This window comes from Tianxiuia mixotrophica, assembly GCF_050596425.1.
GTDB lineage: Bacteria > Bacillota > Clostridia > Peptostreptococcales > Acidaminobacteraceae.
Map to the genome: position 1 here is coordinate 2,651,503 of NZ_CP192292.1, position 24,287 is coordinate 2,675,789.

Consider the following 24,287-nt stretch of genomic DNA (forward strand, 5'->3'; position numbering starts at 1 on the left):
TTAATTGACCTCTCTTTTATTCCTGTTTAAAGTCTCTAGTGCGATCTGCTTTGCCATTCGCACTGCTTCACTGGCATCGTTTGTATAGACATCTGCACCAATTTTATCTGCATAAAACTGAGAGATGGGACCTCCACCAATGAAGACTTTGAATTGGTTTCGAATGTTTTTTTCTTCAAGCATGGTGATAACCTTCTTCATGCCATCCATTGTCGTGCTCATGAGTGTAGACATGACGATGACATCTGCCTTGATCTCCACAGCCTTTGTAACAAAGCTTTCAAGTGGTACATCCCGACCCAAATCATGAACTTCCATCCCTGAAGCTTCCATTAAAATACGAACCAAATTTTTCCCAATATCATGTGTGTCTCCTTCTACAACACCAATGACCACCCGTAGAGGCTGGGTCATGGTGTTCTTGTCCAGATGGGGCTGTACCACTTCCAGACCACTATTCATGGCGTCTGCACACATTAGTATTTCAGGAAGAAAATACTCTTCCTCCTCATAAAGTTTAGACACTTCATCCATGCCCTTAATAAGGCCTTCATTTATGGTTTCAAGAGGGGGAATTTTCATTTGAAGCGACTGCTCACAAAGTTCAACAACCTTGTCCTCATCCATTTCAATCAGATTTTCTTTAATACTCTCAATTAGGGTTTGCTTATTCATACGAACCTCTTTCTTAATCTCCCATATAGACTTGACCAGAGCCTATCCTATCTCATATTTCCGTAGATTCTTGCTGCATCCAGCATGTGTTTTACATTTTCAGGGGGTGTCCCAATAGGAATGTCACATCCTGTTGCCAGAACAAAACCCGAACGGCTTCCAAGCGCCTTATCACAGCACACTTTTACTGCTTCATATATATCTTCTTTCTTGCCATACTTCATTACTGAAACAGGATCGACATTGCCAATAACTGTAACAGTCCCCTCATGCTTGCTCCTTAGTTCACCAATATCATCCTGATTATCTAGGCTTAAGCCACCAATGCCTGTCGCAACCATGTCGTCCCAAATGGGCTTTGTCTTTCCACAAATATGAAGCACACCACCGCTGCCCATCCTCTTTTTTATATGATCTTGGCATATTTTGGTATAGGGGAATACAAATTCACGGTAAATACGTGGGCTGATCAAATGTGATGAAGCAATCGGGTCTGCCATACCAGGTTGTATGCCCAGATCCATGACAGCATCCATAAATCTAAGGGTGCTTTCCGTTGTTATTTTTAAGAGTTTATGTATGGATTCTTTTTGTTTGATTAAATCCTTCAAAAATCGTTCTGTCCCAACAAGCATGGCCGCTGTTGTAAAGGGGCCACCAATTGTATTTCCAACACATACCTTGTGTCCTACAAGTGCCTGCATTTCTTTGAGGGCCTCAATGTAAATATTCAGTCTTCCATCCTTATATGGATCGACAATTTCAAGCGCGTCAATTTCGTCGTATGTCTTCAGCCTAGGCGTCTTGATTCTTGGAATATCATTTTTAAAGAAACTCAGCTCTGCCCCCATAGCCTCTGGCATACCATGTAGACCTGGTCCGATACTGCAATTGTCTGGTTCAAACATATCAAAAGTCTTCTTGATGACATCAATAATAATGGCCTGACTATGATTGTATTCATCTAGTCCATAGCCAAAGTGGTTGGCATAGCTTTCTCCTGTAAAAGGACAACAGGGCACCCTGTCATAAGCCTCTCCTTTTGAAAAAGCTTCCATTCTTTCACGTGGCGTCATTTCATCTTTTGGTGTAAACATTTTAACCAGCCTTTCAATTATTTTCACATATGTATACGCTCAACTCCAAAACAGTATAAAGTCAATTTCTATATATTTCTAATAAAGTATTTAAATGCTGATGCGCTTCGTATTAATAATATTTATATTAAGGGCGTCCCGGTTATTAAAATCTTTCTGAAGATGGTGTTTTCAAGGTTCATAGTAATTTTCTATAAAAAAAGAATAGGCATTTGCCTATTCTATAGTTTCCACTGGTTGTTTTATTAAACTTGCCAGCCTTTGATTTCTGACAGATTTTTACCTTATTCCTTTGGCTTATCGTGCACCTTGTGAATGGTCTCAAAATATGCATTAATCTTTTCTTCATAGCCGTTATTTGTAGGCTTGTAATACTTGGTGTTCTTTAGCTCATCTGGCAAGTATTGTTGTGGCACATAATTATTATCGTAGTCATGGGGATACTTATAAGAATAGTCCCCCCAGTCTTCTCTCTTCTTACTCATGCCCAAGCTGGTTCCATCTTTTAAATAATATGGAACACTGCCAATATCAATATTGTCCACATCTGTCATGGCCTTGTTGATACCAGCATAAGCTGCATTCGACTTTGGTGCACTCGCCACATAGGTTGCTGCCTGAGCCAAAATAATTCGTCCCTCAGGCATACCGATCATATTAACGGCCTGGGCCGCTGCAGTTGCAACAACAAGGGCATTTGGATCAGCATTACCAACATCTTCAGATGCTGCAATGACAATGCGTCTTGCAATAAATTTAGGATCTTCCCCGCCATAGATCATTCGGGCCAAGTAATGTAGGGCACCATCCGGATCAGAGCCTCTCATAGACTTAATAAAGGCCGAAACCACATCATAATGGCTATCACCAGCCTTGTCATACAAGTAGCCCTTTCGCTGAACACATTCCTGCAAAATCCCAGTTGTTATATGCAGTCTCCCATCTACTTTTTTAGTTGAAAGAACAGCCAGTTCAATAGCATTGAGTGCTTTTCTAGCATCCCCAGCTGATGTTTGTGCTATGAAATCAAGGGCATCATCATCAATTGTGACGCCTAACATTCCAAGCCCTCTTGTGCTGTCTTCAATAGCCCGTTTAGTGATGTGCTTAACTTCCGAAGTCGTTAGCCTTTCTAATCGAAATATCATAGACCTTGAAATTAGGGCGTTGTTCACTTCATAATAGGGATTTTCAGTTGTTGCGCCAATAAGGATCAATGTCCCCTTTTCGACGTGAGGCAAGAGGGCATCCTGCTGGGCTTTATTAAACCGATGTATTTCATCTAAAAACAGGATGGTTCTCTGCTGGTACATGCCTAAATTGCTCTCTGCCAGTTCCACCACTCGCCTTAGGTCCTTAACACCTGATGTCACTGCATTGAGAGATTCAAAGGCCGACTTGGTCGTGTTGGCTATGACCTTGGCGATACTTGTTTTTCCTGTACCTGGTGGTCCATAAAATATAATGGAGCTTATTTTATCCGCTTTTATTAAACGATTTAAAAGTTTTCCTTCTGACAATATATGCGTTTGACCAACAAAATCCTCCAATGTCTGAGGTTTCATTCTCTCAGCCAATGGAGCATCTTGTTTTAAACTTTCCTCTTTTATGATTCCAAATAAATCCATGATATGCTCCTTAACAGTCATCGAACGTATATTCGTATTATATCAAATTTTAGCAAAATGAAAAGGATATCAGTCAATTTATCCACTTGATATCCCTTAATCTTTGTTTATTATAACAGTTTTTATTATGCCTTGCCTTAAATTCGATTCAACCGAATGCTGTTTCTCAAGTATTTCTCAAAAGCCTTTGTGTGTTCACTTGCCACATGCACTTGAACCCGAGGTGTGTTCCCAACAAGCAACCAGTATGCTTTAGCATTCTCATACTCATCAGACGCCTCTACCGTGTAATCGGAAATGGCCTCAAAATGCAAAAACCCAGTTTTATGAAGGATTCCTTTATTGTAAAGGGCAATTTCTTTTTTATCATCTAACTTTCGAATATAAACCACCATTGCGCCCGCGATAGAGGTCATAATCAAAGTTTCATAAAAAGCCTGGATATTGTTCAGGCCTATCCAAACCATAAATACACCAATAACACCCAGTGCTACAAAAGACCGCTTTCTGTTTTTACGCTTCCAGAATGGAATGTGCTTCATAGCGTCACTTTTTAAATCCAAGATAAATTTATATTTTTCTGCCACGTTCCTTCTTCTTAATGCCAACCGATCACGCAGCAATAAAATTGCAGCCATTATCATGGCTGTGTTTATAGTCGTCATACCAAACTGTTGAAAATCCATTTCCCCACTCCTTCTCTTCAATACAGTCATTATAGCATACTCCTCTATTGAAAATTGGATAATAGTGTGGCATATTTTGACTTATTTAAAGCTGAAAATCAACTTGTTCTTAACTTTAAATTGCACCTCTCCATTTTTATTGATACAGTGAAATTCTGTATTTGAAACACGTACGGTGGCAAAACCGTCTGAAAACGATGTTGCCATTTCAAAATTTGGACCAATGACAAAATGACCATGCCTGTCTATATAGCCATATCCCTGACCATCTACAAAGACCACTGCAAGGTTTTCACTGAAGGAAAATGCACTGTCAAATATAGGCTGGATTATGAAAGCTCCACTCTTATCTATGTAGCCCCATTTTTTGTGGCCATCCTCATCAAAGACTGCTACAGCAGCCACATCATCCACAAAGGGTTCTGCAAGAGCATATTTAGGTGCAATCACCATTTGGCCTGTCTGATCGATATAGCCCCATTTTCTATTCGTCTCGTTTTCTACACAAACTGGTGCAAGGCCCTGAGAAAATGAGCCTGCCTCAATAAGTTGTGGCATTTCAAAGACCACTTGTCCATTTCGGTCGATATACCCAGATGTGACACTTACTTTTTTTGATTCAGCCGCAGGATACATAGGGGCAAGTCCGCTTGCATAGTCACCAGCAACCATATTTTCCGGCAACTTAAAAGCAGGGTCACCTGCTTTATTAACGACTATTAACTCGCCCTTGTAACTGACAAATGCCAAACCCTCATGAAAAGTTCTGGCATAATCGTATTGGAGTGGAAGCACAATATCCCCTTTTTTATCTATATATCCATAATTCGTCCCTTTGGAATCTGATTCAGCAATCACTGCGACCCCTTCGTTAAAGGCCTCAGCATATCGAAATCTTGGTTCTATAAGGACCTGTCCATTAATATCAATATAACCATAAAGGCCAGACTCAAGGTCCATATAAGGCGCTATTTTCACATGAGGATCCATTTTAAGCTCTGCGCCTTCTGTAAATGGGAATGTATTGCCACCAATCAGTGTGTTCATCAAAATGAATAGCATGATGCTCACAACAAGATATGGTAAATCCTTCTTATTCAATTCTCACACCTCGATATCTTTATCTCTATATGTATCTAATTCCCTGTCATAAGCGTTTACAAAGTCATAATTTCCAATCATTTTTATCCCTTTAGAATTCAACCAGGAAATGTATCATCTTATAGATGTAAATGGATAAAATATGAAATCAAGTTCTTTATTGCAAGTCGCTCATATAACATTATATAGTATATTCCATATTTTATAAGTCAACAAGTGGAAAATGGATATAAATAGCAACTGGTATATCATTTGTTATTTTACCATTAGGGTCATTTGACCCATATAACCATAAAAATAGACCTGCATTTGATCTGCAGGTCCATTCATAATTAAAATCAACTATTTAGTTACGTCTTTTTTCATGATGATAGACCCAATGACTTTTAGTCTCTTCTTTCTCGTTTGTGTTTGAAGGGACTTCGTCAAACCCAATTTTCGAAAGGAGTTTCCTTGATTTTATATTTTTCAAATAGGACTTGGCAAAAAGAACTAGATTCTCGTGTTCTTCTATAGAATCAATAGACGCTCTAACAGCCTCATAAGCAAGCCCTATCCCTCTAAAGGTCGGTTTGAACCAGTACTCTAACTCATGACCATTTATGATCACAAGACCACCTATGCTTTTCCCCGAAGATTTATCCACAATGACTCTGGTACAGCGAAGCGCTGTTCTTTCCAAGTTCATATGGTCAAGAGTCCATCTTTTAGATTCTGATCGGGAAAGCGCTTCATCAATATCATCTACAAATTCATACACTTGAGGGTCTTGACTTAAGGTCCTTATAAGTTTCCAGTCACTTGGCCTTAAAGCCCTATATTCTAAACGATCCGATTCATAATGCCAAGGCAATATAAGCCCCTCTTCATCCAAATAGCTTCTCATTTTCACTTCCATCTGCCCATCATATAAAAATACGCTCTCATCTATAATAAGAGCTGAAAAGCAAATGACCAAGGCTATATAAGGGAGGCCTTGTAAGATTTTTTCAACAAAGAGTTCACGAAGCCCCATAAACCACACAAGCATGGCCATAATGAAGCCCCAATGAACTGATTTTTCATAATAAAAAACTTTTAGAAGATGTATCATAGCTGCTTCAAAGCCTCCTAGATTCTATATTTCCAGGATCTAATGCCATCGACATATTATAGACCTAGAGACCACTACAATAAAAAACGGCGGTCTACAGACTATTATATCTTAAAGTGTCAAATTCAAGGCTATGAATCAACCAATTTTTTTATCAATGTAGGCTTGGAAGCACGTGCTTATATGATTGCTGTTGTTAAAACCGCTCACAAGTGGCTTGTCAACATGCTTGTCAACAGAAGAAGCAAAGTCCAGATTGGCCAAGCCGGATTCTGTGCTAAACGCCTCTTGATATAGGACTCTTGATGACTTGACTGGCCAGTATACATCTCCAGATTTTCTTGACCACCCCTGATAGTGAGGCATTTCTTTCTCAATGCTCTCCATAATTTCATGATGAGACTTAAAGGCACTGTGTCCATCATAGACATTCATAAGCGCCTGAATCATTTCCCAGTTTTGGTACCCAGTAATAGGTTCAATGGCTTTTTGGACCCTTTGAATCCGCCTGTCAAGAGAAGTCACTGTCCCACTTGATTCCGATAAAATGGTGGCTGGCAAAATAACATCAGCCATCTTAGCAATACTTGTCATATGGGTTTCTTGTACAGCTAAAAATTCTATCCCTTTCACAATATCTGGATCAATGTTTTCTCCAAGAACAAACAGACCCTTTATATGACCAGCCTCCATAAGTTTTGATAACATGCCAGCATCTGGCTTTATACCCATATCAATAAGGCCTTGTGCATTGGCATTTGACCGAAGTTGTATAATGCCATTTCGTGGCGACCCAACATGACCCGTTAATACGGCAAGTCCAGCTACAAGAGCAGATTCTTCTTCTGTAAGACTCTCTTGGTCAAATATAATGATGGCTTTTGATGCATCCATATAGGCTCTTGTAAGATTTTCAACATCCTGGCTTACATCACTCTCCTCTACATACCTTCTAAGTGAGTCGAGTCCGTTTGCCCTTATTGATGCAGGGGCTTCGTGGTTGTCAATAACGTACTTGACCATAGCCTTTAAGACATGGGACAAGGTCATGTTACCTTTTAACCGAATGTTCGACTGTGCCCATTCATCTAATTTAGATGTTTTATCACTAATTAGGTGTAGAACCCCTCCATTTTTTATGCATTTCCTTATTTTGAGGCCGGCCACTGTATGATCTTCCATAACACGAGAACCCACCGAAAGGATAAAAGGGGTGTGATGAATTTCATTTAAGACATTTGTTGAAGCGTTCAAGCCAAGGACATATTCAAGACCTGACTTTTTCGCATTAATGCTATACACATGTTTTGTGCTTAGGGTTTTACTTGCTAAAGTCTTTATAAGATGCAAGGTCTCATTGGTATATCGATCCGATACGGACAGCCCCAAGGCATCTGATCCATAGAGCAAATTAATCGACTGGGCCTTCTTAGCAATGTACTGGAAAGCTTCATTATAGCTCACCTCTTGCAACTCTCCACTCTTTCGAATCATGGGTCTTGTAATTCTTGTCTCACTCTCTATCACGTCAAATCCAAACTTGCCTTTTGCGCAGAGCAAACCTTCACTTGTAACGTCTTCATTGACCGGATGAGCTCTTAGCAACATATTCCCCTGTGATTCCAACTCAAGACGACAGCCAACATTACAATGACTACAGACTGTTTCAGTCCTTTTTGCCTTTAAAGGTACAGACTTCTCTATTTGTAGTTTTTCTTGAAGGGCACCTGTAGGACATACTCCGACACACTGCCCGCAGGAAATACATTTTGTGTTCTTAAAGTCCCTTGAAAAGGCTGGTTCAACCTTTGTATCAAAGCCTCGACCTGTTAAACCCAGTGCGCTGTTGTCCATCACTTCATCACATATGCGAACACACATTCCACAGAGTATACATTTGTTTTGATCTTTCAGTATGAAGGGATGGGACCTATCTTTCTCAAAATCTGGCTCATGAGGCATAAGTCGATCTGGCTGGACGCCGTGTGCATCAGAATATTTAATTAAATCACATTCATGAACGTCTCCACACCCACATTCTAAGCATCTATGCGCTTCACTGTGAGCATCTTTTTGAGAATATCCATGAACCACTTCTTCAAAATTATGTTTTCGAATATCTGGTGAAACATGGCCCATGGTCACACTCGAGCACACTGTTATTCCCTTAAAACGCTCTAAGGACACATCCTTTTGTACGACACTATAAGGTTTGTGATAGGCTTTTAAATGGCCTTCAAGATAAGTGTTTATGACCCGAGCCGCATTTTTGCCTTCAGCGATGGCTTCAATGGCAATACTTGCGCCCTTGTTAGTACAGTCGCCCCCAGCAAATACGCCTTCAAGATTGGTTCTATATGTGTTCTCCTCAGCATCTATGTTGCCTCTCGTATTTACGAGAAGGGACTCCAGGCCACCAATATCTATTTTTTGCCCTATGGATACAATAACAGAATCAACTTCCAGAATTTCTTCTTGACCAGATGCAATAACATTTGTTCTACCGGTTCCATCACTTGGACCTATATCCATTTTTTCAAGGCGAATGGCTTTGACACGCCCCTGACTATCAATAATTTCAGTTGGATTTCTAAGAAATTTAAAAGTGACACCTTCTTCTTGGGCTTCTTCAATTTCAACATCAACAGCAGGCATGTCATCTTTCGTTCTTCTATAAATTGCAAAGACTTCTTTTGCTCCAAGTCGAATGGCTGTTCTGCAAGCATCCATGGCTGTGTTGCCACCGCCAATAACAGCGATTCTTTGTCCCACTTTAATGGGTTTATTAATAGCAAATTTGTTTAGGAACTCAATGCCACCATATACATTTTTATTATCTATTCCGGGTATATTGAGCAGGGCACTCTTCCAAGCCCCCACTGCCACATAAACGGCATCAAACTGATTCCGAATATGGTCTAGCGTAATGTCTTTACCAATTCTAATGTTGGGTAAAAGTTTAACACCCATTTTTTGAATGATATCCACCTCGGAAAAGAGAACATCCTTTGGCAATCTATACAAGGGAATACCGTACTTCAACATGCCTCCAAATTCTGGCATGGCTTCATACACAGCCACGTCATGACCTGCTCTTCTTAGAAAATAAGCCGCTGAAAGTCCTGACGGCCCACCACCGATCACAGCAATTTTTTTACCTGTTGCTTTGGCAATGGGTGGCTGATAGGGTGAACTTTTGGCTAGATCCTTGTCGGCTGCAAATCGCTTGAGCCATGCTATGTTAATACTTTCATCAACCAGACTGCGACGACAAGCCGATTGACAGGGATGGGGACAAACCCGGCCAATAGATGCTGGCAGGGGCAACTCCTCTTTGATGCACTCAATTGCACTGTCATACTCGCGATTGGCTATCAAACCAACATATCCCTGGACATCCACACCTGAGGGACACCCAAGTTTGCAAGGCGCCTTACAATCCCCCCCTATGATTGCTAAGCATAAGCTCGAGTGAGGTCTTCCTAGAATCCCTTATCCGCTGGGAAGATGTTCTAATGATCATTCCATCTTTTATCTGTGTGGAGCAGGCTCGAAAGAGTCTAGGGCTCCCTTCTATTTCAACGACACACATTCCGCATGACCCATAGTGCCTTAACTTATCATTGTGACAAAGGGTTGGAATTTCAATACCATGTTGACTGGCCACATCGAGAATTGTGTATCCGTCGTGTGCGAGAAGTTCTTTTCCATCTATATTCACTCGTATTCTTGGCATGATTCCCTCCTTAATTTGCTAAAACCGCATCAAATCGACATGCGGTCTTGCATGCACCACATTGTATACATGCTTCTTCAGAAATTCTATGAGCTTCTTTGACCTTACCGCTAATAGCCTGTACTGGGCAAACTCTTGAACAAAGACTGCACCCTATACATTTACTTTCTTCAATGCGATAGTTTACAAGCGCTGTACACTGTAAAGCTGGACATCTTTTTTCATGTATATGGGCTTCGTACTCTCCCCTGAAGTATTTTAGTGTTGTTAATACAGGGTTGGGAGCAGTTTGCCCCAGTCCACAGAGTGCCCCTTCTTTAATTTTATAGCTAAGATCTTCAAGTAAGTCTATATCTGAATCCTGACCCTCGCCTTCAACAATTCGAGTCAATATTTCAAGCATCTTTTTTGTCCCAATGCGGCAGTAAGAACACTTTCCGCATGACTCTTTACAGGTAAAATCTAAGAAAAATCGCGCCATTTCCACCATACAGGTATTTTCATCCATAACGACCATGCCTCCAGAACCAACAATGGCACCTGTTTGCATAATGGATTCATAATCTATAGGGGTGTCTAAAAGTTGAGCAGGAATACATCCGCCTGACGGTCCCCCTAGCTGTACGGCCTTGAAAGGCTTATCATCAATGATGCCCCCACCTATTTTATAGATGACATCCCTTAAAGGCATGCCCATGGGAACCTCGACGAGACCTCCTTTTTTTATTTTTCCTGTGAGGGCGAACACCTTCGTTCCGGTGCTTTTATCTGTTCCAAAACTTTTAAAGGCCTTAGAACCATTTTTTATAATCCATGGCACATTAGCGAGGGTTTCGACATTATTAATATTTGTAGGATACCCCATATAGCCCTTCTCTGCAGGAAAGGGTGGTTTGACCACGTTCCCCTTCAAGAGATGCTATCAGGGCTGTTTCTTCTCCACAGACAAAGGCACCTGCCCCTGCTTTAATACGAATATCAAAGTTGTGTTCTTCCAGACCAAAAACATCTCTTCCCAGAAAATTATGAGCCCTTGCCTGCTCAATGGCTTTTTCGAGACGTTTAATGGCCAAGGGGTATTCTGCCCTTACATAAACAATGCCTTGACTCGCTCCTATGGCATAACCCGCAATCATCATACCTTCAATCAGACTATGTGGATCTCCTTCAAGAACTGATCTGTCCATGAATGCCCCTGGATCGCCCTCATCTGCATTGCAGACAATATACTTCACCTTTGAAACATTGTCTAGAGCTGCCTTCCATTTAAACCAAGTTGGAAAACCAGCACCACCTCTCCCACGAAGACCAGATCGTTTGATTGTTCCAATCACGCTTATTGGCGTTCTCTCATTGAGAACCTTTTTAATGGTCTCATATCCTCCTAATGATATATAATCCTCTATGGATTCTGGATCAATTCGTCCATAGTGCCTCATCACAATTCTATGTTGTGCGCTCAAAATCGCTTGGTCAGATGGACTGATTTCTTTGTGGGAGACTGCTTGAAAGTCATTGCATAGGCCTTCCACATCTGATGCATTAAAATGCGTATACCTTTTTTGCTTGCCATCCACATATACATCCACAATGGGTTCAGCATGACACATTCCAATACATCCCGTTTGATGAATACTTGCAGATAAAGCGCCTTTTTCAACGGCGTCTTCTAAGGCTCTAACAATGGTCTGTGCTCCTGCTGCAATGCCACATGTTCCGGTTCCTACAACTATTTTCATGCTATCCCCTCCACACTTTCATTCTTTGGTGCTTCAGATGCATTGTTTACATCTGAAGCACCAATTTCGGATTCATATATATTTTTTAGAATTTCTTTGGTCTTTTTAGGGGTTAAATTTGCATAGGTCTTTTCATTAATCATCATGACTGGTGCCAATGAGCAACACCCCAGACAAGCCACATTGTTGAATGTAAAAATACCATCGGATGTTGTTTCCCCATCAAATATGCCCAATTCCTCTTGAATGGCATTCTCTATCATTGCTGATCCATTGACATGACAGGCCGTTCCCTGGCATAGCATGATTAAATTCTTCCCCACTGGCTTTAGCCTAAACTGAGTGTAGAATGTGGCCACACCATATATTTTTGATGCCTCTATTCTTGTTTCATCCGATATGTGTTGGAGAACTTCTATTGGTAAATATCCATAAATGTCTTGTGCTTTCTGAAGTATTGTAATCAAGTTTCGTTTTGGATCTGAAATTGACTCTAACACTGTCTTTAACTTAGCAACATCAAATACCCCTGAATTTTTTTCTGATTGGCATGTACACATCGATCCCATAAGGAATAACCTCCATTTATATTTTTATACATTCGTATTAGTGTGAATATTCTGTATATTGTGATTTGATATGTCTCATCTTGTATTTTATATAACTCCTTGTTTATGACCATTTACAGAAGTCGCATTAAAAGGGGTTTAGGACATATACCCTTTGCATTTTAAGATTTATTATACATTATATGTTGCATTTTTGTCATAGTTCATAGTCAGAAAATTCAACTTTATGCAAAGATACTAATTCTTATAGATAGGACTTATAAGGCAAACGTTTCTCACCTGTTAATTAACCTATAAAAACCATTTCTTTTGTGACTTTCTTATAGATGGGCCTTATATAAAGCCACTCTTTCAAATTGAAAACATGAAAAAGCGAGTGGTATTAACCACTCGCTTTAACTTTTATAATATAATTGATGCTAAATTTCACTTTCAAGAGAGTCAAATCCCTATATATAGTCTTCAAGACCGAATTGAAGCATCTCCTTATTTTTGTGCTTGTAGCCAAACAGGGCATCTTGCAGCGCAAATGTACTGGCATAAAATTTAGCTCTGTTTAAATAGTCTAAAACTTTAGGATAGGATGGTTCCATAAGTTTAATAAATTCTTGTCCATATCCAAATTTCCCTATCAAGGCTGCAATATCAATAGCAGGATCATCTATACAGGTTTCCCCAAAGTCTAAAATACCAGAAATGTCTTCCTCTTTGTACAAAATATTTGTTGGTCCAAAATCACCATGTATAAGGCGTGGCTCAAATGTAAAATTTCTCGGATCACTTAAAAACGTCTCAAAAAGCAGGGAGAGTTTTATAGTGGCATCTTCTCGCATCATAGGATACAAGTGCTCTCGCACTTCACCATAGAATGTCATCCAGTTTTTTCGTGAGTCTAAGGTTTTCAGGTCAAGACTTTGAAGCTCTACCGTAGGAACACTGTGTAGTTCTTTGAGAAATGTCCCTAACTGCTTAGCCAACTTTTCATGATCCTCATGAGCCAAAAATGACTGCCTAAACAGTGGTCTTCCTGGAATCAATCTATATCCAAGATAGGCCTCCTTATAATTGCTGGTGTCAAGATGTGCATACTGAGGAACTGGTATTGGTAGGCTGATATACTTTTGCAAAACTTTAAGCACGTGATATTCTTTCGTCGCATTTATGAGTTCTTCCTGATATTTAGGAAATCTAAAGACCCACTCGTGATTGACAGTGACCACGGTGTTGTTTTGTCCACTATCATTGACCGCGATGGCTTCAACTTGAATCGTTGGACATATTGCTTCTATTCTTTTCTTCCACTTTGATAATTTACTCATATCTGCCTCCCCATTCGGCCTATATATACACTTATTTCTCTTATATCCATTTCAAGGGCAGACCAATCTATGAGTCTTCCAGTAAGCCCCCTCTATTATTCCAGAGTCTATAAGGGATTGCAATATTTTTTTATGAACATATATGAACCCCTACGCATTTTAGCGCAGGGGTCCATAATGTGGTTTATATAATGCGGAGGACGCATTATGCACTATGTTTAAGACCTTCCATTACAAATCCACTATAGGATGGAGATCCGTGTTCTTCCATATCAAGACCAAGGACTTCTTCGTTATGACGCACTCGAAGGCCTAGGGTTTTATGAATTCCAATAAACAGCAGTCCAGTTGTGGCAATTGTCCAGGCCGCCACTGAAAATACGCCTGTTGACTGTACAATAAGCAAACTGGTTTGGCCTGTGTATAATAGTCCCTCACCAGCATGGAAAAAACCAACCAAAATCGTTCCCAGTGCACCGCAAACACCGTGAACACCAATTGCACCAACTGGATCATCCACTTTTAAGACATTTTCAATAAAGCTTAAAGCCACAGGTAAAACACATCCTGCAATAAGACCAATAAAAATTGCCCCCATTGGAGTGACAACATCACATCCTGCAGTTATGGCCACAAGCCCTGCCAGAGCGCTGTTTAATGTTAAACCCACATCTGGTTTTCCTTTTTTTATCCACGCATAAGTCATGCCAGAAACTGCACCTGCTGACGCGGCCAGATTAGTTGTGATAAATACACTGGCTATTAAACTTGTGTCTTCAGCGCCTAGGCTTGACCCTGCGTTAAATCCAAACCATCCGAACCATAGAATAAAAACACCCAGGGCGCCAATAATCAAGTTATGACCAGGAATTTCTTTGGCCTTACCGTGGGCATCATACTTACCAATACGAGGGCCTAAAACACTGGCACCCATGAGTGCTGCCCACCCACCAACAGAATGGACAACCGTTGAACCGGCAAAGTCATGAAATCCCATTTGAGATAAGAAGCCACCACCCCAAGCCCAGTGACCAACAAGGGGGTAAACAAGCCCACTTATGACCACACTATAAATTAAATAAGAGCTAAATTTCGTTCTTTCTGACATAGCGCCCGAAACAATAGTGGAAGCAGTGGCACAAAAGACTGTTTGGAATATCAAGAAGGCTTCAAAGGGAACGCTTAGTCCTAGAAATGCATACGACTGAGCTGTTGCAGGTGCATACTGTCCTATAAATCCATAAAAATCCTCACCAAACATAATGGGAAAACCTATGAGAAAAAAAACAATTGAACCGGCTGAAAAGTCCATTAAATTCTTCATAATAATATTTGATGCATTTTTAGCACGAGTGAAGCCGGTTTCGACAAGCGCAAATCCCGCTTGCATGAAGAAAACAAGTGCTGTTGCAAATAGAACCCAAATTGTGTTTAGGCTTAATACTGTATTCATATACAAACCCCTCTCTTAACACTCCTGGTCATTGACATACATAAAAGTTTAGACAATTGCGCGCAAAACAAAGAAAACGCCTGTTGCAGGAGCTTGCTCCATTCAACAGACGTCTTTGTCCAAGTCTTTATTTTCTTGTGTATCATTATACACGACCTTGCAATATAATCAATTCATTTTTATGGGAAAGCGTTGTCTAAATTTTCTGACACATAGACCTTCCATCACTTTAAACTTTAAACTGTAACTATTGCTTTTGATTTCATTCTTCTTATTATTGAGTTCAGATACAACAGCTCTTGTCTCTTCATCTTTCGAATCATAATGTTTGACGATCCATAAATCCCCTCATAAAATGTTGACCGATAGGTTTTTTCTTGAATCCGCTCCATAAATGAAAATTGTATTCAGAGCATTAAATCACCTACCTGAGAGCTTGTTTTTTATATAATCTATAAATTTCAAGGTGAACTTTCCAAATCCGAAAAAACTTCCAATCCTCTCAAATCCCTTTAAAACCCAGTGTATGAGTAATAGGTATAAAAAAACAAATACAAACAAGTCGAAAAAATTTCTTAGAGTCATTGCATCTCCTTCTTTTTTCTAAGCCAGTTAAGCTAAACTTGATGCATACCAAACACATAAATTAATGTGACTATTAGTGCCATGTACAGAAATATCACCGGATTCCAAAACTCTTCCATATCACTTAGTTTCTTTTTATGAACCCGAACGGCATACTTATTCTCTATAACTGTAATGACTGGTACAAACCACAAAACCACCACAATCCACTTGTAAGAAAATAGGGCGTTTAGTCCTAATGAAACAAGAATTATTAGGACGGCTACAATTGTCAGTTTTTTGTAATTGATATATTCCATAAACCCCGCTTTATCTATGTCTATTCTCAATGTTTTGAACAAGATCTACAACTTCCTTGACTTCACTCGCTGAAAAACAGCTTAAGTCTAGGCTAATACAAGAATTTCGCTTCAATGCACTCGACTCTATGCCATTTTTATTCTTAATGTCTACACTGATTTTATCCTCTGATTTTAATAGATACGCTCTTACTATGAGCCCTATGCTCAGCCCTACAAGTAAAATGATTATTGACATGCCAATTAAATAAAAGAGTGTTAAAATCACGTTTACACCTCCATGTACTTCTATCTTCTAGAAGCAGTTCTTTCACTTGTCATCCCAACTATGTTTTCCATTTCCTGTTATTGGTATAGATTCCCCCAGAAATCTTGGCTTTGATTTAAACGCTATATTGCCATAGGCCTTGATCCTTGCTAAAGACTCTCTTAACCTCCATTTGCACTTGAGAGCAAGTGGATACATATCTTCATTTACAGCATAGCCTACGGCTTCAATTCCAAGTTCATTGGCTATATAAACAGCCCTATCAACGTGAAAGGCTTGAGTGACTACAACGGCATTCTCGATTTTGAATATGTCCCTTGCTCGGTACATACTGTCATAAGTATCGAAACCTGCATGGTCCATAAATATGTCATCTTCTCGTACTTTAGAATAATTCTCTAAAATATATTTTCTCATACTGTTTACTTCATCATAGTTTGACTGTCCATGATCTCCAGACAGCAGTATTTTGGATACCTTTCCATTCAAATATATATCAACACCTCTTTTAACCCTTTGCTCAAGTACATGGGAAAGAGTTTCACCTCTCACATAAGCGCCCAAAATAATTACAGCTTGCTTTTCAGGTGTATTTTCGGTTTCATGATAAATTAGATCCTTGGCTTTATTTAGAATGTGTACATTAATCAATAAGCCAGATATTAAAAGAAAGATCATCATCACAAATGCTATTCTTGTCATTTTTCTCATATATTGTCTCCATATCTATTATTATGATTATTTTATCAAAAGGAAGAGACAAATGATTATCAGGATGATTACAAATATTTTCAAAATAATGTATTCCTTGCTCCGGGTTCTATGCTTGCAAAGAACCTGACTATAAGTTTAAGTAACTGACTTCCTTTTGTGGTTCAAAACCCATGCCTTCATATATCTCTTTGGCCTTTTGGTTCTCAACCCAGTAATCAAGCCCTATTCTATCCACAGATCTGGCATAGCAAAACTCTTTGACACAAGCAAACAAGGCTTTTCCTATTCCCCTCCCGCGGTATTTTGGACTAACTGATATCTGATGCACATAGACATAATGAGTGGCCTTTGAAAAGGCGGTTTCAGCTCGAAATATTTCTTCAAACCGCACATATCCAGTGTTAAATCCTAAATCTTGCCCTATAATAAAATGATGGGTTTCCTTATTAACCACTTTGGTAAAATACGCATGAACACTTTCAAAGTCATAAGGTTTAAAACGTTCCGGATAGAGTTCACAGTGTAGATTTTGAACGGGTTCATTGAGTCGTGCAATACTCTGTGCGTCTTTTGTTCCTATAAACTGCATATTATTCTCCTTATTAATACTAAACATATTTAAATTAAATATAGGTATATGTTTATCATACCATCCTTATGTCTCTTGTTTTTACTTTCATTCCACATTTTACCATATTCGAGTTTTAAAAATGTCATTTCATTCAGTCTGTACACAAAATGACCTTTTATGAAATGACACCTTAACTAAAACTTTGACCTTTTATGTATGAAAATTATGCATGTGACTGCTCTGCACCGGTTTATGATTTCCTTAACATCCGCTTTTTTTTACAATTTGACGACCTAAAAATAGGCCAATCACAAAGTACATAATAACGTTTATAAGCACTTGACTTGTTGTCCATGGTGGATTTTTCATTATAACATTCACTGCTGTTGCTATTGAATTTATTAGCGATGTAAACAGCACCGCATAAATAGCTGTAAATTTTGTTGGACCAAGCCCTTTAACCATTTGGTTCATGAATTTTACCATTTTATATCCCCCAATCTTCTGACATAGACAGTTCATACGTCTTGCTTTTTCCTAAGATATCTTAAACCACTATCAATTCTGTTTCCTTCTTAAAATTTATATTATTTGGTACTTTTTCTTGAAAAACAGTCCAGTGTTAAATGCAGCAGTTCATCAAACCGATTTGTTATGCCAAAAGCATAGGGCGGCGTGCCCTTCGCTTTCTCGAGCTTACTTATGTAAAAAATGATTGGGGTTTGAATACCTTCTTCTTCCATGATGGCCGCCAGATCAATTCCGCTCTTAGCATTTCCATCTCTTTCAATATCCGAATACACCAAGTCATAATTCATTGTTTTAAGTTTATTAAGTGCACAGGCGTCAGACGTTGAAATATCAATATTAATGCCCATTTCATTTAGAACTTCAGCTTCTTCTTTGATTTTAGAGATTTCATCATCAATCCATAAGACCCGCTTATTTCTAAGTACGTCTGTATTGCGATTTACCCGGTCAAGAACGGTTAAATCGTACTTTAGGTCAGTGTCTTTTATTCGTTTTGCCCTTTTGGCTTCTACATTTCTAATTTTCGTTTCCATCAGCTTGACTTCAACACCTAGTCCCTTAAACTCTACGATTTTGGGAAGTATGTATTCCACCATTGGTTTTTTCAGAAGTAAAACTATAAATATCAGCACCGCTGAGTTGACTAAACTTGGGATGATCTCCACTAATTTTATAATCGCTTCCTCTGGCATTTTATCCTCCACGTATATATTTTGACATGTCTATATTTTAACACTTTTACATAGCAATTCATTTGAAAAATCCAGTTTTTTTGACTTAATATCAAGTTTAAATGATACGAATCAAACCTTTGACGTTAAATCCTCTTCCTTATATGTTATATTATGTATATTAGATCGCTTGGAACCTGAGCAATATCAAAAATACAAATTGACACCCAATATTGTTCTCGTGCAGTTTTAAGAGGAGGCACACTTATGCTTAGAACCAACAAATGCTCAAAAACAAATATTTGGCTTGCATCAATCATCATAACTGGATTTATTGCATTATATCTGTTTTCAGCTTTTGCTAAAGAAAGTGCTGAAGTTTCAACATCTGCTTTCTCATATGCCTCTTATAAACTTATTCCTCCCAGCGGCGGCGATATTGTTGACTTCTCAGTTTATGGCGACACAATATATTATAGTGTCCTACGCGAGCCTCAAAATGAAACTGACTCAAAAACCTATGAGATTTATTCTAAAAATACAAAGAAGGACACTGTCGCTTTGCTATTGAAAACGATTGACGCTGGTATTAAAATGAACAATCTAAAAAGCAATGAGCAAAGTCTCTTTTGGATTCTCCAAGATTCTAAGGAAAAATGGACCCTCTATAGAATGAACCTGAACAATCACCTAGTCGAAGCAGTATACCAATCTAAGACAAGTCCAAGTTCTATACCAATTTCTGTAGCTCTTTCAAATACACACTTGATTTGGTATGAAAGCGATGACTCGCTTTCAAAGGGACATACTTATGCCCTCAAAATACTGGACATTGAAGCAAACACCATAGAATCATTCCATGACGACATCCATTTGATGTCTCCTTATGATACCCCCTATATTAATGATTCCATTATCACTTATTTAAAGCGCAACAACTCTAAAAACTCAATCGTTACTTATGACCTTGTTCAAAATAATTTTGTTGGTGCCTATGCGCCTGAGTCCTCCATATTATCCCCTATGTCAGATAATAAACACATGATTTGGCACGATGGATTTGGCAATGCTAATGTATACATTTTAAAGGACTTTAAAAACATTATAAAAAGAGACTCTGAGTCTTCAGAGTCTCTGACAATCCTTAATGATCAGGAAATAGATATTTTCACAATACACTTACTGGAAGACTGGATCTTGATCAACGACAGGGCATCAAAGTCCATCATTTCATATAATCTAGACACAGGAAAATACAATGACATTTCACAAGAGTCTATGGCTGCTTCTCATAGCAGTTATATAACAAATGGCTCAATCACAGTAGATGATAAGTTTATTGCCAAACAGATTATTGATAAGGACATTTACTGTATTATCATTGCCCCTGAAAACAACACAAGCAAGAATAAAGCATCCTCCATCAGCAACTAAATTGTAGTTAAGGCAGTTCCGTGTGCAGAGCACACCATATAAATACATATAGAAATCCAAAACATGTAAGATAAATTAAGTGCAAACTCAAAAGTATCTCTCTATACCAAAATTGATCCTCTGACTGAACCAACCTAAAAATACATACTCCAGATACAACAAACGAAATCCACATATGTTTAAATAATGCTTCTTGCCTGGTTACAAGAAAGAGTATCAGCGTTACAAGACTCATCCCTAAACTTATTTTTCTATCTCTGTAGTTTTTCATTTAGGTCCTCTGCAATCCCAGACACCACATTGTCCACAAAAGCATTCATGTCTTCCATTTGTAAATGTTTATAGGGTCTATTGAAATCACTGGGAGGTGACATATAAAAGTCTTTTATATAGCATATTTTCTCATAGATTTGCCCTTGTTCAAAATAATCCAAGTAATCTGGAAATCTGTCAATATGCTGAAATATAGTCCAGAACACCGACTCTTGATTCTGTAAAAAATACAAATGATCTAAATCATACCAGTCCTTTTTTATAACCCAAATATAGTCCTTGTCATTCTCGACCTTCTTATAGAGCGGATTGATCTCTTTCATGTGCTCAAAGAAGGCTTCCCACCAAAGATCTGTCATTAAATGAACATAGTACCCGAGAAAGAAAGACCGTTTCTTTTGATCACCATAAAACTCAGACAAGTGAGCCTTATAGAAAAAATCCGGACGAATACGCTTTTTATGGTCTTTCCAGTGACTAATCTCTGGTGGTGAATCGAAGGCACTCCGGTCTGCATTTGGTTTTCCTGCATCAGCTGCTATATTGCCCACCAAAAAACTTTTTTTATCTAAATCCATTTGTTCTTTATTAATTAAGACTTCTGCGATGCGGATGTGTAATCCCCACGTTGCCATATAACCGCCTCCTCAACTACTATATTTTAACATTATATTCATTTTAAGGCGTTACATTTTAAATAATAATACAGATAGAATGACATAAAAAGAGATCCTTCTAAATGTCTTGCAATTTAAAAAGATCAGTAATTATAGTTTATCTAATAATTTATTCAAAGTGACATTCAATACAACTCAAATGGTATAGTGTCACCCATGTGCTCAAAAAACGAAAATCCCGACCACCTACGGGTTAAGTCTCGGGATCAACGCTTTGGAAAGTAGTTACTACAGCTTTTATCTTATCGGGAAATAAGACAAAGGCTTTATAGGAGAAAACTACTGCTGAGACTCTCTAGAGAGTCTCTTATTTAATTACGGGTTACCTATATTATACAAGATATGAATATTGTTTTCAATTGACTATAGAATGTTTTGATCATATACCTAGTTCTAATAGAAATCTTCAAATAGAAAGAAGCCCCCTTTAAGAGCTTCATTCTTCTGGTCTATCCGCTTGTGACCATATATCTATCATGCTTTGCCATACATCTTTCGTCTCGTCCCTCAACCACGGATCGAGTGCACTTAACTTCATTCGTTTTTTAATAAGGCTCTCCTGAAGATGGTCTATAAGTCCGTAACTCAAAAGTTCCTTGACTTCCTTATCGCCTTCTTTTAAATACTTCTCAATGAGTGCAAATAGCCACATAAAATTTTGAGTATCTTCGCGTCCCAAAGAATTCACAATTGCATCGGATATAATGTCGACACCACCATATAAGTCCATTCTATTTCTGTCACGCATTCGGTGATCAGCATATGTATCCGGCAGGTTATGCAAGAGACCCGTTAACACTTCATCTTTTTGGATCAAGTCTATCACTCCTGTTCCATTTCTGCCGATATCACCCTTTCATTATACTACGTTTTCGTAATTTTGTCATTATTCTGATTATTTCGCGTGTTCATCTTTCATGGCAAACTGCGTAAATGAACTTATATAATTCCCGACTCCACTTCTGATCCCACTAGGGTTTTACGAATGGACTGAATGGCATCTGTTATTTTAGCCGCTGTTTCCGGTTTGTTCATAGTGTAAATGTGAACCCCATCAATGCCCCAGCTCAATAAATCAATAATTTGCTCGATGGCATATGCCGTTCCCGCTTCCTTCAGAGCCCTCGGATCGTGTTCATATCTATTGAGAATACGTAAGAATTTTTTTGGAAGTGTACAGCCGGACAGCTGCTGAATTCTCAGTATTTGAGACTTGCTCAAGACTGGAAGAATCCCTGCAATAATAGGTGTATTGATACCATGAGACTGACATTTTTCTGCAAATTTATAGAAGGTTTCGTTATCAAAAAACAACTGTGTGATCAGAAAATCAAGTCCTAGAGAGGCCTTTCTCTTAAGATTCCAAATGTCCTCTTCAAAGGACATGGCGTCTAGGTGGCCCTCAGGATAACAAGCACCGCCCACAGAAAAGTCCTTGTTCTGCTGGATATGCTTTACGAGGTCTGATGCGTATTTGAAATCATTTGGTAGTTGACTGGTCGGTATATCCTGAGGAATATCCCCTCTAAGTGCCAGAATATTTTCAATGCCTTGTTCCTTGAGCTCAGCCAGGGTTTCATTCACTTCCTGGGTCGTTGAGGTCACACAGGTTAAATGGGCAATGGTTTCAATTTCATACTCCTTTTTGATTCTAGAAGCTATTTCAATTGTCGTGTCTTTTGATGTTCCCCCTGCGCCATATGTCACTGATATAAAGTCTGGGTCTAGGGGTTTTAAGGCTTCAATTGTTTTAAAAATGCCTTCAATATCCATGTTTCGCTTTGGAGGAAACACTTCAAATGATATTGTTGGTTTCTTTTGTTCTAAAACTTCTTTAATTTTCATAGCCGTTACATCCTTCCATTACATCCTCTTATTTTTCTATATTTATAGTGTTCAAGTTTAGATCATCTTTCCCTTGATCTATTCTGTTTTACTTTTCTGTTTTACTTTTCAATTCTGTTTTTCTATGCGAGTTTTGCCCCGATTTGCCCTGCTAGCAAAGTTCGACCTGGCCCCAAGCCCCCAGCTTATCACCAACAATGAACAAGACGCCGTCTATACCTTCTATTTGACGTGCGACAGCAATGCCTCTTTCAATATCTGTATCTTCTTGAATCAAATTGCCAAGAGACGTTGCCGTCGCATCTGCCAGGCACGTGTCCTTACTTATAACAACGACAGCATCAGCCTTTCCAAAACTAAGCGAATGACCGACCGTCCCAGATGATGTGCATATCCCGCAAGGGGTCATTTCTGGTTTTATCTTTATGGCCAGCTTTTCACTTAGGGGGGATTGACCTGCGTGAACCAGGATTCTTCTCTCCTTTGTCGTTTTAAGGTAGATATCTCCACCATTTTCAATAAAAATATCTGTTAGGCTTTCATTTTCACTGAAGAGTCTTTGGCCTATATACTCTGAAACCGCCCCTGCCACAGCTGCCATGGGTCCCACCCCTGCTCGCCTGGCAGCATGATACATTTTCAATACTTGAGGGTGCAAGTCTTTTGGGGTTTGTTCAAAGGTTATCGGTTCAAGACTTTTCTCAAAGTTCGGGTGTTTTTCAATATGAGCATTTAAAAGATCCCGAATCTCTCTTAAATGACCATCCGCTTTATCAACCACATTGACATTTGAGTAAATTTGAAGATCGGATTCATTTTGAATAATGGTTTGCTCAATGAGGTCATGACCACTTGTCTTGTATCTATATGTCCTTTCCTGATAAAGGGCGTTTTGTCGTTTATTTGACACTCAGTCCCACCTCATTTGTTATGGCTTGCAAAGGACAAGCCTGGATACAAAGATTGCACCCCACACATCTGTTGTCTTCATAAGTTAATTTCCAACCAGTTTCATGGCCTATTCGAAGTGCTTTAGAACCACATACAGCTGTACAAAGACCACAATCAACACATTTATTCTCATCTCTTTGTATGGTGCTTTTTATAAAATCTGCCTCAATGCCCACCTCTTCTAAATACTCAAAGGCTTTTCCTATTTGGTCAGATTGTCCTTCAACCTCTGCCAGCATATGGCCTTGTAGATTTATATCAATAGATGCCTTTAGAATATTAACCTTTAGACCATAATTAGCTATGAGTTCATAAATCACAGGCTCCTGTGACTGGGATGCTGGAAAATTTATAATGAATTTTGTCTTCATA

The 24,287-nt window shown here is 38.9% G+C and carries 26 protein-coding genes; 1 reads left to right on the forward strand and 25 read right to left on the reverse strand.

The window, feature by feature from the left end:
- The 20 genes from ACQ4KW_RS11575 to ACQ4KW_RS11670 all read right to left on the reverse strand — a co-directional run bounded on the left by ACQ4KW_RS11575 (nucleotide 1) and on the right by ACQ4KW_RS11670 (nucleotide 18,756).
- Nucleotides 1-675: a corrinoid protein gene (locus tag ACQ4KW_RS11575; RefSeq protein WP_430882633.1), complete on the reverse strand. Its 675-nt coding sequence runs from the start codon at nucleotides 673-675 to the stop codon at nucleotides 1-3.
- Between the two features lie 47 nt (nucleotides 676-722).
- Nucleotides 723-1,799 carry a uroporphyrinogen decarboxylase family protein gene (locus ACQ4KW_RS11580; protein ID WP_430882634.1) on the reverse strand — a complete coding sequence of 359 codons (1,077 nt, stop codon included), beginning with the start codon at nucleotides 1,797-1,799 and terminating at the stop codon, nucleotides 723-725.
- A gap of 257 nt (nucleotides 1,800-2,056) precedes the next feature.
- Nucleotides 2,057-3,400 (reverse strand): replication-associated recombination protein A, encoded by a 1,344-nt coding sequence (locus tag ACQ4KW_RS11585; protein ID WP_430882635.1) that lies wholly within the window; start codon nucleotides 3,398-3,400, stop codon nucleotides 2,057-2,059.
- Between the two features lie 137 nt (nucleotides 3,401-3,537).
- A complete protein-coding gene (locus ACQ4KW_RS11590; RefSeq protein ID WP_430882636.1) occupies nucleotides 3,538-4,086 on the reverse strand; it encodes a hypothetical protein in 549 nt (182 codons plus the stop codon).
- 81 nt (nucleotides 4,087-4,167) lie between these two features.
- The gene (locus ACQ4KW_RS11595) at nucleotides 4,168-5,187 is read right to left on the reverse strand and encodes a WG repeat-containing protein (protein ID WP_430882637.1); all 1,020 of its coding nucleotides are present in this window, start codon (nucleotides 5,185-5,187) and stop codon (nucleotides 4,168-4,170) included.
- A 346-nt stretch (nucleotides 5,188-5,533) separates the two neighbouring features.
- Nucleotides 5,534-6,280, reverse strand: coding sequence for a GNAT family N-acetyltransferase (locus ACQ4KW_RS11600; protein ID WP_430882638.1), 747 nt, complete (start codon nucleotides 6,278-6,280; stop codon nucleotides 5,534-5,536).
- A gap of 138 nt (nucleotides 6,281-6,418) precedes the next feature.
- On the reverse strand, nucleotides 6,419-9,682 hold the full coding sequence (locus tag ACQ4KW_RS11605) for an FAD-dependent oxidoreductase (RefSeq protein ID WP_430882639.1): 3,264 nt from the start codon (nucleotides 9,680-9,682) through the stop codon (nucleotides 6,419-6,421).
- A gap of 31 nt (nucleotides 9,683-9,713) precedes the next feature.
- Entirely contained in the window at nucleotides 9,714-10,016 is a 303-nt protein-coding gene (locus ACQ4KW_RS11610) for a 2Fe-2S iron-sulfur cluster-binding protein (protein WP_430882640.1), read from the reverse strand.
- Nucleotides 10,017-10,026: 10 nt separating this feature from the next.
- Nucleotides 10,027-10,881, reverse strand: a complete 855-nt coding sequence (locus tag ACQ4KW_RS11615; protein ID WP_430882641.1) for an NADH-ubiquinone oxidoreductase-F iron-sulfur binding region domain-containing protein — start codon at nucleotides 10,879-10,881, stop codon at nucleotides 10,027-10,029.
- The gene (locus ACQ4KW_RS11620; RefSeq protein ID WP_430882642.1) at nucleotides 10,859-11,755 is read right to left on the reverse strand and encodes a hypothetical protein; all 897 of its coding nucleotides are present in this window, start codon (nucleotides 11,753-11,755) and stop codon (nucleotides 10,859-10,861) included. The genes ACQ4KW_RS11615 and ACQ4KW_RS11620 overlap by 23 nt, the downstream gene beginning before the upstream one ends.
- Complete coding sequence (gene nuoE / locus ACQ4KW_RS11625; RefSeq protein ID WP_430882643.1) at nucleotides 11,752-12,324, reverse strand: NADH-quinone oxidoreductase subunit NuoE; 573 nt, start codon at nucleotides 12,322-12,324, stop codon at nucleotides 11,752-11,754. The genes ACQ4KW_RS11620 and nuoE overlap by 4 nt, the downstream gene beginning before the upstream one ends.
- A gap of 449 nt (nucleotides 12,325-12,773) precedes the next feature.
- Nucleotides 12,774-13,643 (reverse strand): phosphotransferase family protein, encoded by an 870-nt coding sequence (locus ACQ4KW_RS11630; RefSeq protein ID WP_430882644.1) that lies wholly within the window; start codon nucleotides 13,641-13,643, stop codon nucleotides 12,774-12,776.
- A gap of 205 nt (nucleotides 13,644-13,848) precedes the next feature.
- On the reverse strand, nucleotides 13,849-15,096 hold the full coding sequence (locus ACQ4KW_RS11635; RefSeq protein ID WP_430882645.1) for an ammonium transporter: 1,248 nt from the start codon (nucleotides 15,094-15,096) through the stop codon (nucleotides 13,849-13,851).
- A 236-nt stretch (nucleotides 15,097-15,332) separates the two neighbouring features.
- Nucleotides 15,333-15,488: a hypothetical protein gene (locus ACQ4KW_RS11640; RefSeq protein WP_430882646.1), complete on the reverse strand. Its 156-nt coding sequence runs from the start codon at nucleotides 15,486-15,488 to the stop codon at nucleotides 15,333-15,335.
- Between the two features lie 225 nt (nucleotides 15,489-15,713).
- Complete coding sequence (locus tag ACQ4KW_RS11645; protein ID WP_430882647.1) at nucleotides 15,714-16,010, reverse strand: hypothetical protein; 297 nt, start codon at nucleotides 16,008-16,010, stop codon at nucleotides 15,714-15,716.
- The gene (locus ACQ4KW_RS11650) at nucleotides 15,991-16,248 is read right to left on the reverse strand and encodes a hypothetical protein (RefSeq protein WP_430882648.1); all 258 of its coding nucleotides are present in this window, start codon (nucleotides 16,246-16,248) and stop codon (nucleotides 15,991-15,993) included. Before ACQ4KW_RS11650 ends, ACQ4KW_RS11645 begins: the two co-directional genes overlap by 20 nt.
- Nucleotides 16,249-16,290: 42 nt before the next feature.
- Nucleotides 16,291-16,959: a SanA/YdcF family protein gene (locus ACQ4KW_RS11655; RefSeq protein WP_430882649.1), complete on the reverse strand. Its 669-nt coding sequence runs from the start codon at nucleotides 16,957-16,959 to the stop codon at nucleotides 16,291-16,293.
- A gap of 130 nt (nucleotides 16,960-17,089) precedes the next feature.
- On the reverse strand, nucleotides 17,090-17,551 hold the full coding sequence (locus ACQ4KW_RS11660; RefSeq protein WP_430882650.1) for a GNAT family N-acetyltransferase: 462 nt from the start codon (nucleotides 17,549-17,551) through the stop codon (nucleotides 17,090-17,092).
- A 243-nt stretch (nucleotides 17,552-17,794) separates the two neighbouring features.
- Nucleotides 17,795-18,019, reverse strand: a complete 225-nt coding sequence (locus ACQ4KW_RS11665) for a hypothetical protein (protein WP_430882651.1) — start codon at nucleotides 18,017-18,019, stop codon at nucleotides 17,795-17,797.
- A gap of 101 nt (nucleotides 18,020-18,120) precedes the next feature.
- Complete coding sequence (locus tag ACQ4KW_RS11670) at nucleotides 18,121-18,756, reverse strand: hypothetical protein (protein ID WP_430882652.1); 636 nt, start codon at nucleotides 18,754-18,756, stop codon at nucleotides 18,121-18,123.
- 246 nt (nucleotides 18,757-19,002) lie between these two features.
- Between ACQ4KW_RS11670 and ACQ4KW_RS11675 the strand changes: the two genes are divergently transcribed.
- Entirely contained in the window at nucleotides 19,003-20,169 is a 1,167-nt protein-coding gene (locus ACQ4KW_RS11675) for a hypothetical protein (protein WP_430882653.1), read from the forward strand.
- A gap of 251 nt (nucleotides 20,170-20,420) precedes the next feature.
- On the opposite strand, the gene ACQ4KW_RS11680 is transcribed toward ACQ4KW_RS11675, so the two are convergent.
- The 5 genes from ACQ4KW_RS11680 to ACQ4KW_RS11700 all read right to left on the reverse strand — a co-directional run bounded on the left by ACQ4KW_RS11680 (nucleotide 20,421) and on the right by ACQ4KW_RS11700 (nucleotide 24,286).
- Nucleotides 20,421-21,077, reverse strand: coding sequence for a zinc dependent phospholipase C family protein (locus tag ACQ4KW_RS11680; RefSeq protein ID WP_430882654.1), 657 nt, complete (start codon nucleotides 21,075-21,077; stop codon nucleotides 20,421-20,423).
- Nucleotides 21,078-21,555: 478 nt separating this feature from the next.
- Complete coding sequence (locus tag ACQ4KW_RS11685) at nucleotides 21,556-21,936, reverse strand: DUF7674 family protein (RefSeq protein ID WP_430882655.1); 381 nt, start codon at nucleotides 21,934-21,936, stop codon at nucleotides 21,556-21,558.
- Nucleotides 21,937-22,058: 122 nt separating this feature from the next.
- Complete coding sequence (metF, locus tag ACQ4KW_RS11690; RefSeq protein WP_430882656.1) at nucleotides 22,059-22,964, reverse strand: methylenetetrahydrofolate reductase [NAD(P)H]; 906 nt, start codon at nucleotides 22,962-22,964, stop codon at nucleotides 22,059-22,061.
- 151 nt (nucleotides 22,965-23,115) lie between these two features.
- Entirely contained in the window at nucleotides 23,116-23,874 is a 759-nt protein-coding gene (locus ACQ4KW_RS11695; RefSeq protein WP_430882657.1) for a UPF0280 family protein, read from the reverse strand.
- Nucleotides 23,864-24,286 carry an NIL domain-containing protein gene (locus ACQ4KW_RS11700; RefSeq protein WP_430882658.1) on the reverse strand — a complete coding sequence of 141 codons (423 nt, stop codon included), beginning with the start codon at nucleotides 24,284-24,286 and terminating at the stop codon, nucleotides 23,864-23,866. The genes ACQ4KW_RS11695 and ACQ4KW_RS11700 overlap by 11 nt, the downstream gene beginning before the upstream one ends.
- Nucleotide 24,287: the final 1 nt, after the last annotated feature.